We start from the raw sequence: 13,302 nt of genomic DNA on the forward strand, positions 1-13,302 counted from the left end.
GCTACGATTCCGGCACGACGTTATTTTTCCGAGGGGCTTCGATCATGCGCGCATTGGCCGTCACCATTCTTCTTGCCATCCCGACCGCCGCCTTTGCCGGCGTTGCCCCGACCCCCGGCCCCGAAGCCGGCGTCGGTGCCGCAGCGATGGCGGCCGTCGCCGCGGGCTATCTGTTCCTGAAGCGCCGTCGCAGCCGCTAAACCGGCGATGACCGCAGCGGCGGCGGTTTCGCCGCGACGAATCGAGCGCAGTGTCGTTTTCGCCGCCGCGCTGTTGATCGTCATCGCATCGGCGCTGACCACGCGCATCGGCGCGGCGATCGCGCATCGCGGCCTCGTCCCGTCGCTTTTCGAATTGTTCGGCGTCAGCGCGATCGTCTGGTTCGCCGCCTTCGCGATATGCGCGATCGCGCGCGACGATGATGGCCGATCGGCCTGGCGGCGCGGCGACGCGCCGGTCCTCGCCGCGATGGTCGGCGCGGCGCTGCTGCCGCTCCCTGCGCTCGGCGCGGCGGCGGTCTTTGGCGCAGGCGCATGGCTGGCGCTGCGCTCCGAACCGGCATCGGGCGCGCGGCGGATCGGACTGGTTGCACTGGCTCTCAGCGCCCATCTGCTCTGGGGTCCGCTGATCCTGAAGCTGCTCGGCAGCGAGTTGCTCGCCTTCGATGCGCAAATCGCCGCGCTGTTCGCGGGCGGCAATGCCGACGGCAACATCTTCGGCCAGGCGGGATCTCAGGCTTTCACGGTCGGCCAGAACTGCTCGTCGCTGACCAATCTCTCGCTCGCCGGGGTCCTCGCGGTGACGCTGGCGCAATTGTTCGAACTGCGCTTCGATCGCCGTCTCGTCATCGCCACGCTAATCGCGATGCTTGGCACGATCGTCGTCAACGGCATCCGCCTCGCGACGATCGCACGCCATCCCGACCTCTACGACTATCTGCACGGCGGCGCGGGGATGATGTTGTTCGGCTGGGCCTCGCTGCTGGTCACCGCCGCGATCGTCGGCACCGCCGTCGCGCGTCACCCCGATTTTGCGGCGCGCTGATCGCATCCTGATCGGCGCGGCGCTGCTCGCCGTGGCGCTTGTCGCGGCGAAATTGCTGTGGCTGCCGCGCAACGTCTACCCCGACCGCGAACGGCTGGCGGCGGCGATCGAGACGCGGCTCGCCACGGCGGGCCTGACGAGCAGCCGGCCGTGGGAAGCGGCACCCTTTCGTATCCGTGCCGCCGGCGGCGCCTGTACGATCATCGTCCAGCAACTCGACGTCGAGGCGGCGGAAAAGAGCATTTTCGCCGAACGCGCACGCGTCATCGGTCCGGTGCGCTATCTATATGGCGATGGCGTGCGGACCGACTTCCCGCGCACCGGCACGGTGCTGCGCGACCAATATCAGCGGCAGGCGGCGCGGCTCGGCCTGTCGGTCGCGATCGACCCGATCATCGGCGTCGCCGCGTCGCCCGGCTGTCCAGATCCGGCGGCGCTGCTCGCGGGCCTCAAGCTCCGGCCGCGCGCCGGACCGCCGGCGCTGCCCTGACCGATTTCGCGCGCCAGCATCCCGGCGAGCCGTTAGAGTCGCGCGATACCAGCAAGGAGTCGATGCCATGAACCGCAAGCTCGCCGTCCCCTTCGCCCTCGCCCTGCTGCTCGCGGGATGCACCGCCGACGGCGCCGCGCCGCCGCCCACCGCCAATTATGCCGCGACGCTTGCCGACCCCGCCCGCCCCGCGACCGATCGCGAGCGCGACGCGGCGCGCAAACCCGCCGAACTGCTTGCCTTCGCCCAGATCGCGCCGGGCGAGGCGGTCGGCGACTATGTGATGGGCGGCGGGTATGTCACGCGACTGCTCGCCGCCGCGGTCGGCCCCGAGGGCAAGGTCTATGCCTTCCAGCCCGCCGAATTCATCGCCTTCAAGAAACAGTATGGCGACGATCAGGCGGCGGTCGACGCCGCCTATGCCAATGTCGACGCGGTCGGCGGGGCGTTCGCCGCGCCCGCCTTTCCGGTGCCGCTCGACACGATCATCACGGTGCAGAATTTCCACGACCTCTACCTCAAACCCTTCCCCGAAGGGACCGGCGCCAGGGCGAGCGCGGCGCTGTTCGCGGCGCTCAAGCCGGGCGGGACGCTCGTCGTCGTCGATCACAGCGCCGCCGACGGCAGCGGCACGACCTTGTCCGACAGCCTGCACCGGATCGACCAGGCCGCGGTGATCGAAGCCCTGACCCGGGCGGGTTTCAGGCTTGATGCGACGAGCGACATCTATAAACGCCCCGAGGATCCGCGCACCACGAACGTCTTCGACCCCGCCATTCGCGGCAAGACCGACCAGTTCGCGCTACGCTTCCGCAAACCGAAATAGGGACCAACATGGCCGACGATGATTATGTCTATGACGAAGCGAGCGGCGAATGGATGTCCGCAAGCGATATCGCGGCGCGCGATGCTGCCGCATCGGCAGGTCCCGAGGTGCGCGACGCGGTCGGCAATCTGCTCGCCGACGGTGACAGCGTGGCGCTGATCAAGGATTTGACGGTCAAAGGCGCGGGCCAGACGCTCAAGGTCGGCACGGTGATCAAGTCGATCCGCCTGACCGGCGACGCGCAGGAAATCGACTGCCGCCACGACGGCATCAAGGGGCTGGTGCTGCGCGCGGAGTTCGTGCGCAAGCGCTGACGCGTCAGTGCTGCGACGGCGGCTTTTCGGCGCTCCAGTTCGGGCGCGCCGCATCCATGCCCGCGACGACCTTGTCCCAATAGGCCTCGGTCCGCCCCTGGAATTTCATGTCGAACGCATCGACGGTGCGGAACTCGAGCACCTCGACCCCCTCGGGTCCGGGCTTGTAGGTATAGGGGACGTCGCGCCCGACGAAGAAGCCGTCGCCCGCGCCCAGTTCCTCGGTGCCGAGTTTGAGCGATCCGGCGATGATATAATAGAGGCAGTCGGCGTCGTGGCTGTGCAGCGGCAGCGCGAAGCCGCTTTTGAACCAGGCATAGGTCAGGCTCATGTGCGGCAGCGCGAACAGCACCTTGGTGACATTGCCCTCGCCCACCCCGGCCGCGACCCAGCGGCCGATGCCCGCCTCGACGATCGGGGTCAGCCCGGCGAGCGTCATCTTCTCGGTCTCGTTGAGGTCGGGGGCATCGATGCCCCGATAGATGCGGAACGGCGCTGCGTCCGGCTTGCGATCGGCCTCGGCCATGGCTCTCTCCTCTTCCCGTTTTGATTTGCGACGTATCATGCCGCAACGGGAGGAGGAGAGTCCATAGCCCGGTCAGATTTTGCCCAGCGTTTCCCGGCGCGGTCCGAGATAGCCGAACAGATAGGCGCCAACCTTGCGCATCTGGATTTCCTCGGCGCCCTCGGTGATCCGGTAACGACGGTGGTGGCGATAGATATGCTCGAACGGCTTGTGGCGCGAATAGCCGATGCCGCCATGCACCTGCATCGCTCGATCGGCGGCTTCGCAGCACAGGCGGTTCGCCCAGTAATTGCACATGCTAACCTTGTCGCTGAGGTTCCGCTCGATTTCCTTGTGCGGCATATTGTCCATGTCCCACGCGGTCTTGCGGATCAGCAGACGCAGCATTTCGGCCTGCGTCGCCAGTTCGACGAGCGGGAACTGGATCGCCTGGTTCTTCGCCAGCGCCTCGCCGAACGGCTTGCGCTCGCGCGCATAGCGAACGCTTTCCTCGATGCAGAAGACCGCCGCACCCAGCGACGATGCCGCCTGCCGGATGCGGTTCTGGTGGACGAAGCTCTGCGCAATCGACAGCCCGCCGCCGACGGGGCCGAGCCGCGCGCTGTCGGGGACCCACACATCGGTGAAGGTCATGCGCGGGTGATCGGTCGGCATGTTGAAGGTCCACATATATTCATCGACCGTCATCCCCGGGGTGCCGGTGGGCACCAGCAGGCAGGAGATGCCTTTCGCATCGCCGTCCTCACCGTCGGTGCGGCAGAAGGTCGCGCAGTGGGTCGCGACATGCATGCCGGTGATCCACATCTTGCGCCCGTTGATCAGCCAGCCCTCGACCCCGTCGCGGGTCTCGCGCACCGCGCGGGTTTCCATATGCGTCGCGTCGGACCCGTGATCGGGTTCGGTCAGGCCGAAGGCAGTGCGGCGCTTGCCTTCGAACCCGCCGAGGATGAACTCCTGCTTCTGCTCCTCGCTCGTCGCGAATTGCTCGAACATCTGGACGAAGGGGAAATTGCCGACGATGCTGTGCTCGTTCTGCAGGTCGTTGTGGAGACCGAGGCCCTTCGCGGCGAAATGCTCGCGGATCACCGCCATCCACAGGTTCGACCCGTCCTTGCCGCCGTACTTCTTCGGCGCCGAAAAGCGCCAGTGGCCCGCGGCATCGGCCTTGCGCGTGGCCGCCTTCAGCAATTGTTCCCAGTCGTGGCGCGGCAGGCCCTGATTGTCCCAGTCGGTGCGCGCATGTTCACGGCGATGGTCGAAGAAACGGATATTGTCGTCGGCGAGTTCGAGCGGCTTGATCTCGGCCTCGATGAAGGCGTCGAGTTCGTCCAGATAGGCCTGCAAATCGGCCGGTACGGCAAAATCCATCTTGTTTCTCCCATGGCTGTCACCTCCGCCTTGCCAGCGTTCGGCGCGCGGCAAAAGGGCAATATGCTTCGTTAGCTAATCTTTTGGTCGCGCGACGGCGCGTCAATCTCCACCTCCGCCGCAACCGCTGCCGCATCCACTGTCGCCGCCGCAGCTGCTGCCGCAGCTGCCGCTCGAATTGGAGCCCGCGGGCGAGTTGTGCGGGTTGCGCAGCTGATAGAAGGCGGCGAGTTCCGATCCGGCGAGGACACCGGTGCCGAACAGCGCGACGGCGAGGTCGCTTTCGCGCCGCGTCGGTGCGCGCCGCAGCCGTTGATACGCGCGGCGCGCGTCCTTGACCGCCGCGCGGCCGGCGCGCGTCTGGTCGCTGACGAAGCGCCAGCGGATCGCCAGCGGGATCAGCGTCAGCAGCAGCAGCAGCAGCGACAGCACGAAAAGCGGGCCGCCCCGCGCGATGTCGGCGAGCAGTCGGATCGCGCCGAACAGCAACAGCACCGCATAGGGCGCGATCGCCAGCAGCCGCAGGCGACGGTGCTCGTCGGGATCGAGCAGCAGGCCTGCGGATTCGAGCCGGCGACGCAGGGCGACCGCTTCGGGCTGCAACGCCGCAACGATATGGTCCCAGCCGAATGGCGAGCGCAGCGCGAGGATCGCGCGCTCGGCGCCCGAGGACGCCGCCCCGTCCGCCGTGCGGAAAATCTTGCCCTCGACCGTGATCGCACCCGACGCGACGGCGCGCGTCGCGCCGGTGTCGGCAAAGCGCGCCTCGCGGCCGGCCAGATAGGCGAGGCTGTCTGGGTCGCGCAGTCGCTGCACCCGGCCCGCAGGACGAAGCAGCCGCGGCAGCAGCCAGGCGACCGGTCCGACGATCATCAACAACAGGAAATATATGCCGATAAAGGCCAGCGGGTCCCAATCGAGCGGATTCATCTCCGGCGCATCCTCATCCCCATGCCCACAGCGCGACCCCGGCCAGCGCTATCACAGCTGCGGCGGTGGCGCCAAGGCGAAGGGTGCGGCGCGGCACGATCCACACATCGGCGAGCGCGATGCGGCGCGCGTGCGGGTCGACATGAAAGCGCCGCCACGCCGAGGGCCAGATTTTTTCGGGCGGAAGGGCGCCGAACAGCCGCTCATAGCTCGCCAGCGTTTCGGCGTAATAATGGGCATAACGCCCGCCTTCCTCGGCGCCGCCGCTGGTCGGGCCATGGTGGAGCGGCGCCGCCAACACCTGACCGCACAAGCGATCCCAATAGTCGCGGCTATAGGTAAGGTGCAGGTGCCACGCCTGGTCGACCGCGTCGGACGGCACGACCATATGGCCCGCGGTCATGGCGAGGAACAGGAAGCGGCGATATTCGTCCATCACCGTTTCGGAAAAAGCGGCGGACCAGCCATTTTCCCGGGCCAGCCGCGCCTCGAAGGTCAGGGCGGCGTCGGCGGGACCGACGCGATACTCGCGAAGGACAATCCAGAGCGGATGCTCTGTGGCGATCATCCGCCCCAGAGGCTGCGCGCCGCGCCGAGCGCGGCATATTTGGGGCTGTCGACCGCGCATTTGTCGATCGCCGCGCGTCGCAACTTCGCAAGCAGGCCGGGTTCGGCGAGCGTCGTCGTCCCCGCCATCAAGGCGGCGGACAAGGCCGCATCCTCGGCGCGCGTCCCGGCATCGAGGTCGCGCATCACGATGCCCAGCGCGTTCATCGCGACCACCGCCTCGAACTTGGCATGGCCCTCGGCGCGCGGCTTGATCGCACCCTCGATCCAGTCGCGCACCGCCTGCACGATTTCGCGGTTGGTCGGCTCGCCCGCCGGTGCGGCGGCGGCGGGCGGCGATGCCGGCAGCGCGCGCGCGCGTTCGGCCTCGGGCGCTTCCTCTTCGAGCAGGAGCACGAGGTCGAGTTCCTGTTCGGCGGTGCGCCGCCCGACGACGACGCGCTCGACCGTGGTGTCGGCACCGCTGCGCCAGGCCTGCCCCATCTGCAAACAGCCGAGTGCCCACCACAACGTCCGATAGACCAGCCAGAAGCGAAAGCGGGTGCGGTCGACGGGGGTGCCGCCGGCGGCTTCATAGGCCGCGAAATATTCCTCGAGGCTGCCGACCCCGAAGGCGGGGTTTTCGAGCCGGCCGAAACGCCACACGGTCATGCAGCCGAAAGCGAGGTCCTCGTGCGCGTCGCCGCGATGCGCGAGCTCCCAGTCGAGCACGACCGCAAGGCCATCGGCATCGACCATGATATTGCCCATGCGATAGTCGGCATGGACGAGCACCGGCGGCGCCGGTTCGGGCAGATGATCCTCGCACCATTTGATCGCGAGCGCGATTGCCGGCCGGTCGCCGCCATAGGTCAGGAAGCGCGCCTTCAATTCGGCGAGCGCCGCGGCGGTGTCCATATGCGGGATCGCGTCGGGAATGGTTTCGGCGGGGATCGCATGGATGCGCGCGAGTTCGCGCCCCAGGTCGGCGACGAGCGATGGCGGCGGGCTCGCGAGAATCTTCGCCGGGTTCACCTCGGCGATCACGCGCTTCATCACATAGCCGGTGCCCATGCCGTCGCCGTCCGCCAGCACGCCGACGACTTCGGGCGCCTTCACCCCGGCGGCATGCGCGGCCATCACCAGCGCCGCTTCGGTGACATGGCCATAGGGGCGGTCCGCCATATATTCGGCCGACGGCGCGCGGCGCAGCACATAGGGTTCGCCCGCGAAATCGAACGCCCAGCTTTCCATGTTCGCGCCCCCCGACAGGCGGCCGAGGCCCGAGAGCGTTCCGGGGCCGACGGCGCGGGTCATGAAAGCGGCGAGCAGGGTGTCGAGATCGGTCATTACTTTCCGATGCTAAGCTTTTCGGATCATCGCAAGCCGTTTTCGGCTTTCAACGAACGAAGTGCGCCTACACGGGCGGTCAGAACTGGAACTGGACCGCGTTGACATAATAGGACGCCAGCGGCTGCCCGTCCTTGTCGAGCGCTGGCTCGAAGCGCGCACGGCGCATCACGCCCTTGCACACCGCATCGTCGAATGGCTTGCCGTTGGTCGAGCGCTGGATATGGCAAGCGGTGGGAACCCCATCGGCTCCGACCGACAGCCGGAAACGCACAAGGCCCGGTTGGCCCTTCGCGAGCATGGCGGGTGGATAGTCGTTGCTGTTCAACCATTTTCCCGGCGATCCGACCGGCATCGCCGACCGCGACCGTTCGCGGTGCCGCGCCGCGTCGATTCCCCAATGCTCGAGCAGCTCGTCGGTGCAGCTGTTCATCGCGGTAAAGGCGGCTTTCATCGGCCCCGTCTTCAACCGCACCGGCTGGCGCAGCGGCCGTCCGATCAGCAGGCTGGCCGCCGCGGCCTTGTCGGCCTCGCTGATGGGTCCCGCCGACTCGGGATAATAGCCATGCTTGGCGGCAAACCGGCCGTCGTCGGTCGAATAGGGGCGGATCCGGATGTTGCCGCTGAAAATCCAGGCCGGCATATCGTCGCCAACCGTCCCCGGGAAAAACTGGAGCTTCTGCTCGCCCAGCTCGCCGAATGTGATCGACGCTTCGTCCTTGCCGCCTGGCCCGTCGAGAATCGCCCCCGCCAGCGTCAACCGAAAGCCGTCGCCCGGCTCGCCCTGTTCCATCGACAGGATGACCCGCTGCTTGCCCTCGCCGAAAAAGCGCGCCAGCCGACAATAATCATCGGCATAATGCACATTCCACGGGGTCGTCGGCGCGAGTTCGACCGGCGCCTTTTCGGCCGCCATCGACGGCGCCGCCACGATCAGCGAGACAAGGCCCGCCATTCCCATCCTGCTTCCCATGGCGCGATGCTACACCGCTGTTTTGCCGCGCGCAATCCGGCGCGGAGGTCTAGCGCCGCAAGCGGCCCTTCGTCCGCCGATCATGCCATTTCGCCGCGAAGTGCAGCCCCCACGCCAGCGGCACCGCGGCGAGGAACCAGCCCCATTGGATGCTCTCGATCATCCCGTCGCCGCCCAGATGCCCGAACATCGCGAGCAGGATCACCGGCGCGATGACGACATAGACCCCGATCTGATACCAGTTATGGCCGCTCGCGATATTCTGCGGATCGATCGGCAGCGGCGCGCGCCCCGCGACCGCCGCCTCGATGGCGTCGCGCCGCTCGCGCCAGCCGCCGATATAATCCCACGCCTCGATCCCGATCGTGCCGGCCTCGACGATGAAGATCGCGAGGCCGATCGCGGGGCCATGAAAGCGCGGCTCGATCGCGAGCAGGTCGAGCAGCCAGCCGCCGAGGAAGACTACCGTCAGCAAGCCGCCGACCGCCCACATCGCCTGGAACGGCAGCCCCGCGATCATCGCGTCGATATGCTGCTCCAGGTCGGCGCGCCAGCGCGCGACCTCCTCGGCCTTCACCCCGCGCACCCGCCCGTCGCGGCCGCGATAGGCGGGGCCCATCGCGGTCTCGACGAACCAGCGGTCGAAGCGGCGCAGTTCACCGTCGCGGATCTGCCGCTGCTGATAGTCGCTCGTGAATGCCATGCATCGCCCTCCGCATGCCGCTTTAGCCAAATGCGGTTACCACCCGGATAACAGGCGCTTGACCTTTGCCCGGCGATGGCGAACATCGGGCCATGCGATCTATGCTCCTCACAATATTCGCCGCATCCGCTCTGGCCGTCACGGGCACCGCCACCGCGGCGCCAACAATGTGGCAGCCAGCCGGACCGGCGCGGCTCGACCAGCAGCCGACGCAATGCACGCTGTCGCGCGAATTCACGGTCGGCGAGGAACGGTTGCTCGTCCAGTTCCAGACGACCTTCTCGCTCGCGACCTATCGGGTCACGCTCGCCAGCGCGACGGCGCTGCGCGACGTCCGCCCCGGAAAAGTCGAGCTGGCGCTGGCGGGATCGGACGCCGCACGCGAATTCGATGCGCAAACCGGCACCGTACCGAACCGGAAAGAACGCTTGCTGCAATGGTACGCGCATGACTTTTACCTCCCGCCGCTCGTAAAGGATGACCAGAATTTCCGGTTTTCAAGCGGCAGGTTCGACGCCGAACTGAGTTGGTCCGGAGCGGGTGAGGCCTTTCGCCAACTCGGCGGCTGCCATGACGCAGTCCTCGCGCAGGCGGGCGTCGATACGTCGATCGTGCGCGCAGCGCCCGTGTCGGCAAAGCCCGCAAACGTACCGGGCTACTGGGCGACAAACGCAGACTATCCTTCATCGGCCATGCGCGCGCGGGAGGAAGGCGAGGTCGGCTTCCTCGTCACGATCGGAACCGACGGTAATGTCAGCGAGTGCCGAGTGGCGAGCAGCAGCGGTTTTGCCAATCTCGACGACGGCACCTGCCCGCTCATCCGGCGACGCGCCAAATTCGAGCCCGCGCGCGACGCAGCGGGTGCACCGGTGACGGGCTATTACCTCGGCCGCATCATGTGGAAAATTCCGCAGTAGAGGGCGTCACCCCGCGCGTTCGCGCCCGCGCTCCATCACCGCGATCCGCCGCGCCTCGACTTCGTCGGCGCTGACGCTGCGGTTCGCCGCCGACGAGCGCTCCTGCTCGAGCGCCATCGCCGCGCCGAAGGGCAGCGCATAGCCGTCGTCGATCAACGCCTTGTACGCGCGCACCATCGCCGGGTCGGCGCTCGCGATATCGCGCGCCAATGCCTGCGCGGCGGGCAGCAGGTCGTCGGGCGCGACCACCCGATTGACGAGGCCCCAGGTGCACGCGGTCTCCGCGTCGAGGAAATTGCCGGTCAGCGACAATTCCTTGGCGCGGCCAATGCCGATCAACCGCGACAGTTTCTGCGACAGCCCCCAGCCGGGCATGACCCCGACCCGCGCATGGGTGTCGGCAAAGCGCGCGTTGGTCGATGCGATACGAATGTCGCACGCCAGCGCGACCTCGAACCCGCCGGTGATCGCGACCCCGTTGATCGCGCCGATCACCGGCTGCGGGCACAGCTCGATCGCCTTCACCGGATTTTCGTCGGCGCCGGTCGCATTGGCGGCGCCGAGATTGCTGGTATCGGCACCGAGCTCCTTGAGGTCGAGTCCGGCGGTGAACGCGCGTGTCCCCGCCCCGGTCAACACGATCGCGCGGATGCTGTCGTCGCCGGCAACCTCGCGCATCGCGGCGGCGAGGTCGGCGCGCAGCGCCTTCGACAGCGCGTTCATCGCTTCGGGGCGGTTGAGGGTGACGGTGGCGACACCGTCGTCGCGAGTGATGAGGACGAGGGACATCAGGCTATTTCTCCATAGGATGCGTAATCCTCTACATGGACATTCGGCCGACGAAAGCTGGTAAAACTCATGCTCGCCGACAAATCGAGCGCCTCGACCTGATGCCACCAGCCGACGGGCAGGAAGATCGATTCGCTGGGTCCGATGATCGTTTCCAGCACCGGCGGCGTATCGGCATCGCCCGCCCCGGCGGGCAACGGCTCGTTGCCCCAGTCGGAGAAGCAGTGGCGACTGTTCTTCATCCGCGCAAAGGCCCAGGGCGGCGCCATCCGCACGCGCTTGCGGCCCAGCACCTGCACCAGCAGATTGTTGGTGAGGTCGTGGTGCCAGGGGGTGAGCGTGCCCCGGGGGCCGAGCCAGAAAAACCCGTCGCGGGTCCGACCGGTATCGAGCAGTTCGATCGGCGCCAAATCGTCCCACAACGGCCCGAGCGCCGCGGCGTTGGTGCCGCTGTTGTAGGCGGTCAGATAGATGTCGTTGCTCGCCTCGTCCTTGCGCAGCCAGTCGACGAATTCGCCGAAGCGTAGGAGGCGCCGATGGTCGTCCTTGGCGAGTTCGTAATCGGGGTCACGCTCGCGCTCGACCTGCGCCTCGACCACCGCATCGCCCGCGACGGCGGCAAAATGGTCGAGCGACCAGCGCGCCAGCGCGGGCCAATGGTTGATCAGTCCGGTCAGCTTCGCGGGACGCCCCGCCTCATAATGGTAGCGATAGAAGAAATCGGGGTCGGGCGCGGCGAGCGTATCGAGGACGAAGCCGCCCTCCCCCTCGCGCGCCAGCCGTTCCTGGTTCGCGAACAGCCAGCCCTGCTTCGCCATCCGCGCGGCTTGCCGCCGCAGCATCGCCGCCATCGGATCCTTGCCGAGCCGGTCGATTTCATATTTCGCCGATGCCGCCGACACCCCTGCGCCGACGAGCCGCGCCTGCAGCGCGGCATCATCGTCGCCGGCGGCGAGGCCTTCGGCGATCAACGCTCGCTTGTCGGATTGGGCCACGGCAGAATCTCCTTGGGTCCGCCCAACGTCATCTCGATGACAAAAGGATGACGATAACGCCGATCCTCCCTGTGGCGCAGCCATGGGGAGGTGGCAGCGCGAAGCGCTGACGGAGGGGCATTGGCGCGACGTTGCTGGCCCCTCCACCATTCGCTTCGCGAACGGTCCCCCTCCCCATCGCTTCGCCACAGGGAGGACCTCTCTCAGTCGCCCATGGGCCCCTTGTAAGCCGGCCCGTAGACCGCCGCGCGTAAATCGCGATGCAGCGTTCCGTCATAGGGCAAAGTCTGGACGAAGAAGACCGCGGTCAGCTTGTTCGCCGGATCGACCCAGAACAAGGTCGAGGCCATGCCGTCCCAGAAAAATTCGCCGGTCGCGCCGCGACTTTCCTCGGCGGTCAGTGGCTGGCCCTTGCGCACCGCGAAGTCGAAACCGAAACCGACATTGCCCTTGCTGGGGAGCCACGAGCGCTCCTTGATCGCCGGGTCGAGTTGGTCGCTCGCCATCAGCTTGACCGTCGAGGACTTGAGGATGTGCGCACCGTCGAGGCTACCGTCATTGAGCAGCATGCGCGCGAAACGCTGGTAATCGTCGAGCGTCGAGGCGAGGCCGAAGCCGCCGGGGGTCAGTTTGTGATCGCGAAAGTTCAGCACCTGCGCAGTCGCCGCATCCTGCTGCACCATCTTGCCGTCGCGCTTCTCGTACATGGCCGCAAAGCGCGGCAGTCGCGTGTCGGGCTGGCGCCAGGCGGTCTCGGTCATCTTCAGCGGTTCGAAGATATGGGTGCGGACATAGTCGGCGAAACGCTGGCCCGAGAGCTTCTCGACCAGCGCCGCCTGCACATCGACCGCGATACTATACTCCCACTGGCTGCCCGGCTGGTACAGCAAAGGCACGGTCGCGAGGCGGCGGTTCGCCTCGGAGAGGTCGATGTCGAGCGCGAGCGGCGCGGCGGCGACATAGGCGTCGTGCGCCGGAGTCGGCCCCGCGCCATAGGCAAAGCCAGCAGTGTGGCGGAGGATGTCGCGCACCGTGATCGGCCGTTCGGTGGCAACATAGCGCGGCTGCCCCGCATCGTCCTTGCCCGCATAGACACGCATGCTCGCATATTCGGGCAGATATTTGGACAGCGGGTCATCGAGGCGGACCTTGCCCGCCTCCCATAGCTGCATCAACGCGACGCCGGTCACCGGCTTGGTCATCGAATAGATTTGCGCGATCGTGTCGCGGCACATCGGACGGTTCGCGGCGCGGTCGGCCATGCCGGCGGTGCCGAAATAGACCTCGCGCCCGTCCTGCCAGATCAGCGCCGAGACGCCGCCCGCACGGTCGCTGGCGATCATCCGCTGGAGCGCCGCGTCGATCCGGGCCTTGTCGATGGCTAGCGATGGGGCCGCGGTCTGCGCCTGTGCGGGCAATATGGCGGGCGGCAGCGCGACCGCTGCCGCAGCCAGAGCCAGTGCTATTCGCGCGGTCCGCATAAAGCCATCTCCCACGGCCCTTCCTGGCGGGCCTTAGGCTCTACCTACCG

Annotated in this window: 16 protein-coding genes; 6 read left to right on the forward strand and 10 right to left on the reverse strand. The window is 67.3% G+C overall.

Annotated elements, in window-relative coordinates; all coding sequences use genetic code 11:
* Positions 1 to 44 precede the first annotated feature (44 nt).
* From AC3WS4_RS18485 to AC3WS4_RS18505, 5 genes are all read left to right on the forward strand, one after another.
* On the forward strand, positions 45 to 200 hold the full coding sequence (locus AC3WS4_RS18485; RefSeq protein WP_156377610.1) for a hypothetical protein: 156 nt from the start codon (positions 45 to 47) through the stop codon (positions 198 to 200).
* Between the two features lie 7 nt (positions 201 to 207).
* Positions 208 to 1,044: a hypothetical protein gene (locus tag AC3WS4_RS18490; protein ID WP_492737246.1), complete on the forward strand. Its 837-nt coding sequence runs from the start codon at positions 208 to 210 to the stop codon at positions 1,042 to 1,044.
* Complete coding sequence (locus AC3WS4_RS18495; protein WP_492737247.1) at positions 1,031 to 1,534, forward strand: hypothetical protein; 504 nt, start codon at positions 1,031 to 1,033, stop codon at positions 1,532 to 1,534. Before AC3WS4_RS18490 ends, AC3WS4_RS18495 begins: the two co-directional genes overlap by 14 nt.
* Before the next feature lie 67 nt (positions 1,535 to 1,601).
* Positions 1,602 to 2,360, forward strand: a complete 759-nt coding sequence (locus AC3WS4_RS18500) for a class I SAM-dependent methyltransferase (RefSeq protein ID WP_492737249.1) — start codon at positions 1,602 to 1,604, stop codon at positions 2,358 to 2,360.
* Between the two features lie 8 nt (positions 2,361 to 2,368).
* On the forward strand, positions 2,369 to 2,674 hold the full coding sequence (locus AC3WS4_RS18505; protein WP_056345667.1) for an alkylphosphonate utilization protein: 306 nt from the start codon (positions 2,369 to 2,371) through the stop codon (positions 2,672 to 2,674).
* 4 nt (positions 2,675 to 2,678) lie between these two features.
* Here the strand turns inward: AC3WS4_RS18505 and AC3WS4_RS18510 are convergent, their stop codons facing one another.
* The 7 genes from AC3WS4_RS18510 to AC3WS4_RS18540 form a co-directional block, all read right to left on the reverse strand.
* Positions 2,679 to 3,200 (reverse strand): cupin domain-containing protein, encoded by a 522-nt coding sequence (locus AC3WS4_RS18510; protein ID WP_492737251.1) that lies wholly within the window; start codon positions 3,198 to 3,200, stop codon positions 2,679 to 2,681.
* A gap of 72 nt (positions 3,201 to 3,272) precedes the next feature.
* The gene (locus AC3WS4_RS18515; RefSeq protein WP_187141027.1) at positions 3,273 to 4,568 is read right to left on the reverse strand and encodes an acyl-CoA dehydrogenase family protein; all 1,296 of its coding nucleotides are present in this window, start codon (positions 4,566 to 4,568) and stop codon (positions 3,273 to 3,275) included.
* 102 nt (positions 4,569 to 4,670) lie between these two features.
* Entirely contained in the window at positions 4,671 to 5,498 is an 828-nt protein-coding gene (locus AC3WS4_RS18520) for a TIGR04222 domain-containing membrane protein (RefSeq protein WP_492737253.1), read from the reverse strand.
* 13 nt (positions 5,499 to 5,511) lie between these two features.
* Positions 5,512 to 6,066 carry a glycine-rich domain-containing protein gene (locus AC3WS4_RS18525; protein WP_492737255.1) on the reverse strand — a complete coding sequence of 185 codons (555 nt, stop codon included), beginning with the start codon at positions 6,064 to 6,066 and terminating at the stop codon, positions 5,512 to 5,514.
* The gene (locus tag AC3WS4_RS18530) at positions 6,063 to 7,394 is read right to left on the reverse strand and encodes a phosphotransferase family protein (protein WP_492737257.1); all 1,332 of its coding nucleotides are present in this window, start codon (positions 7,392 to 7,394) and stop codon (positions 6,063 to 6,065) included. The genes AC3WS4_RS18525 and AC3WS4_RS18530 overlap by 4 nt, the downstream gene beginning before the upstream one ends.
* 79 nt (positions 7,395 to 7,473) lie before the next feature.
* The gene (locus tag AC3WS4_RS18535) at positions 7,474 to 8,367 is read right to left on the reverse strand and encodes an energy transducer TonB (protein ID WP_492742921.1); all 894 of its coding nucleotides are present in this window, start codon (positions 8,365 to 8,367) and stop codon (positions 7,474 to 7,476) included.
* 49 nt (positions 8,368 to 8,416) lie between these two features.
* Positions 8,417 to 9,070, reverse strand: a complete 654-nt coding sequence (locus tag AC3WS4_RS18540; RefSeq protein ID WP_492742923.1) for a hypothetical protein — start codon at positions 9,068 to 9,070, stop codon at positions 8,417 to 8,419.
* Between the two features lie 167 nt (positions 9,071 to 9,237).
* On the opposite strand from AC3WS4_RS18540, the gene AC3WS4_RS18545 reads away from it, so the two are divergent.
* Positions 9,238 to 9,987: an energy transducer TonB gene (locus AC3WS4_RS18545; protein WP_056345642.1), complete on the forward strand. Its 750-nt coding sequence runs from the start codon at positions 9,238 to 9,240 to the stop codon at positions 9,985 to 9,987.
* Positions 9,988 to 9,993: 6 nt separating this feature from the next.
* Here the strand turns inward: AC3WS4_RS18545 and AC3WS4_RS18550 are convergent, their stop codons facing one another.
* The 3 genes from AC3WS4_RS18550 to AC3WS4_RS18560 all read right to left on the reverse strand — a co-directional run bounded on the left by AC3WS4_RS18550 (position 9,994) and on the right by AC3WS4_RS18560 (position 13,252).
* Positions 9,994 to 10,776, reverse strand: coding sequence for an enoyl-CoA hydratase (locus AC3WS4_RS18550; protein WP_056345639.1), 783 nt, complete (start codon positions 10,774 to 10,776; stop codon positions 9,994 to 9,996).
* Positions 10,776 to 11,771: a cupin-like domain-containing protein gene (locus AC3WS4_RS18555; RefSeq protein ID WP_492737263.1), complete on the reverse strand. Its 996-nt coding sequence runs from the start codon at positions 11,769 to 11,771 to the stop codon at positions 10,776 to 10,778. The genes AC3WS4_RS18550 and AC3WS4_RS18555 overlap by 1 nt, the downstream gene beginning before the upstream one ends.
* A 203-nt stretch (positions 11,772 to 11,974) precedes the next feature.
* Entirely contained in the window at positions 11,975 to 13,252 is a 1,278-nt protein-coding gene (locus tag AC3WS4_RS18560) for a serine hydrolase domain-containing protein (RefSeq protein WP_492737265.1), read from the reverse strand.
* Between the last annotated feature and the right edge of the window lie 50 nt (positions 13,253 to 13,302).

This window comes from Sphingopyxis sp. EU05-FHT14B03, from assembly GCF_058790875.1.

Coding starts and splice junctions, on each gene's coding strand:
- AC3WS4_RS18515 (WP_187141027.1), bottom strand. CDS start 4,568: ATGGATTTTGCCGTACCGGCCGATTTGCAGGCCTATCTGGACGAACTC.
- AC3WS4_RS18490 (WP_492737246.1), top strand. CDS start 208: ATGACCGCAGCGGCGGCGGTTTCGCCGCGACGAATCGAGCGCAGTGTC.
- AC3WS4_RS18510 (WP_492737251.1), bottom strand. CDS start 3,200: ATGGCCGAGGCCGATCGCAAGCCGGACGCAGCGCCGTTCCGCATCTAT.
- AC3WS4_RS18560 (WP_492737265.1), bottom strand. CDS start 13,252: ATGCGGACCGCGCGAATAGCACTGGCTCTGGCTGCGGCAGCGGTCGCG.
- AC3WS4_RS18485 (WP_156377610.1), top strand. CDS start 45: ATGCGCGCATTGGCCGTCACCATTCTTCTTGCCATCCCGACCGCCGCC.
- AC3WS4_RS18500 (WP_492737249.1), top strand. CDS start 1,602: ATGAACCGCAAGCTCGCCGTCCCCTTCGCCCTCGCCCTGCTGCTCGCG.
- AC3WS4_RS18505 (WP_056345667.1), top strand. CDS start 2,369: ATGGCCGACGATGATTATGTCTATGACGAAGCGAGCGGCGAATGGATG.
- AC3WS4_RS18530 (WP_492737257.1), bottom strand. CDS start 7,394: ATGACCGATCTCGACACCCTGCTCGCCGCTTTCATGACCCGCGCCGTC.
- AC3WS4_RS18525 (WP_492737255.1), bottom strand. CDS start 6,066: ATGATCGCCACAGAGCATCCGCTCTGGATTGTCCTTCGCGAGTATCGC.
- AC3WS4_RS18550 (WP_056345639.1), bottom strand. CDS start 10,776: ATGTCCCTCGTCCTCATCACTCGCGACGACGGTGTCGCCACCGTCACC.
- AC3WS4_RS18535 (WP_492742921.1), bottom strand. CDS start 8,367: ATGGGAAGCAGGATGGGAATGGCGGGCCTTGTCTCGCTGATCGTGGCG.
- AC3WS4_RS18545 (WP_056345642.1), top strand. CDS start 9,238: ATGTGGCAGCCAGCCGGACCGGCGCGGCTCGACCAGCAGCCGACGCAA.
- AC3WS4_RS18520 (WP_492737253.1), bottom strand. CDS start 5,498: ATGAATCCGCTCGATTGGGACCCGCTGGCCTTTATCGGCATATATTTC.
- AC3WS4_RS18540 (WP_492742923.1), bottom strand. CDS start 9,070: ATGGCATTCACGAGCGACTATCAGCAGCGGCAGATCCGCGACGGTGAA.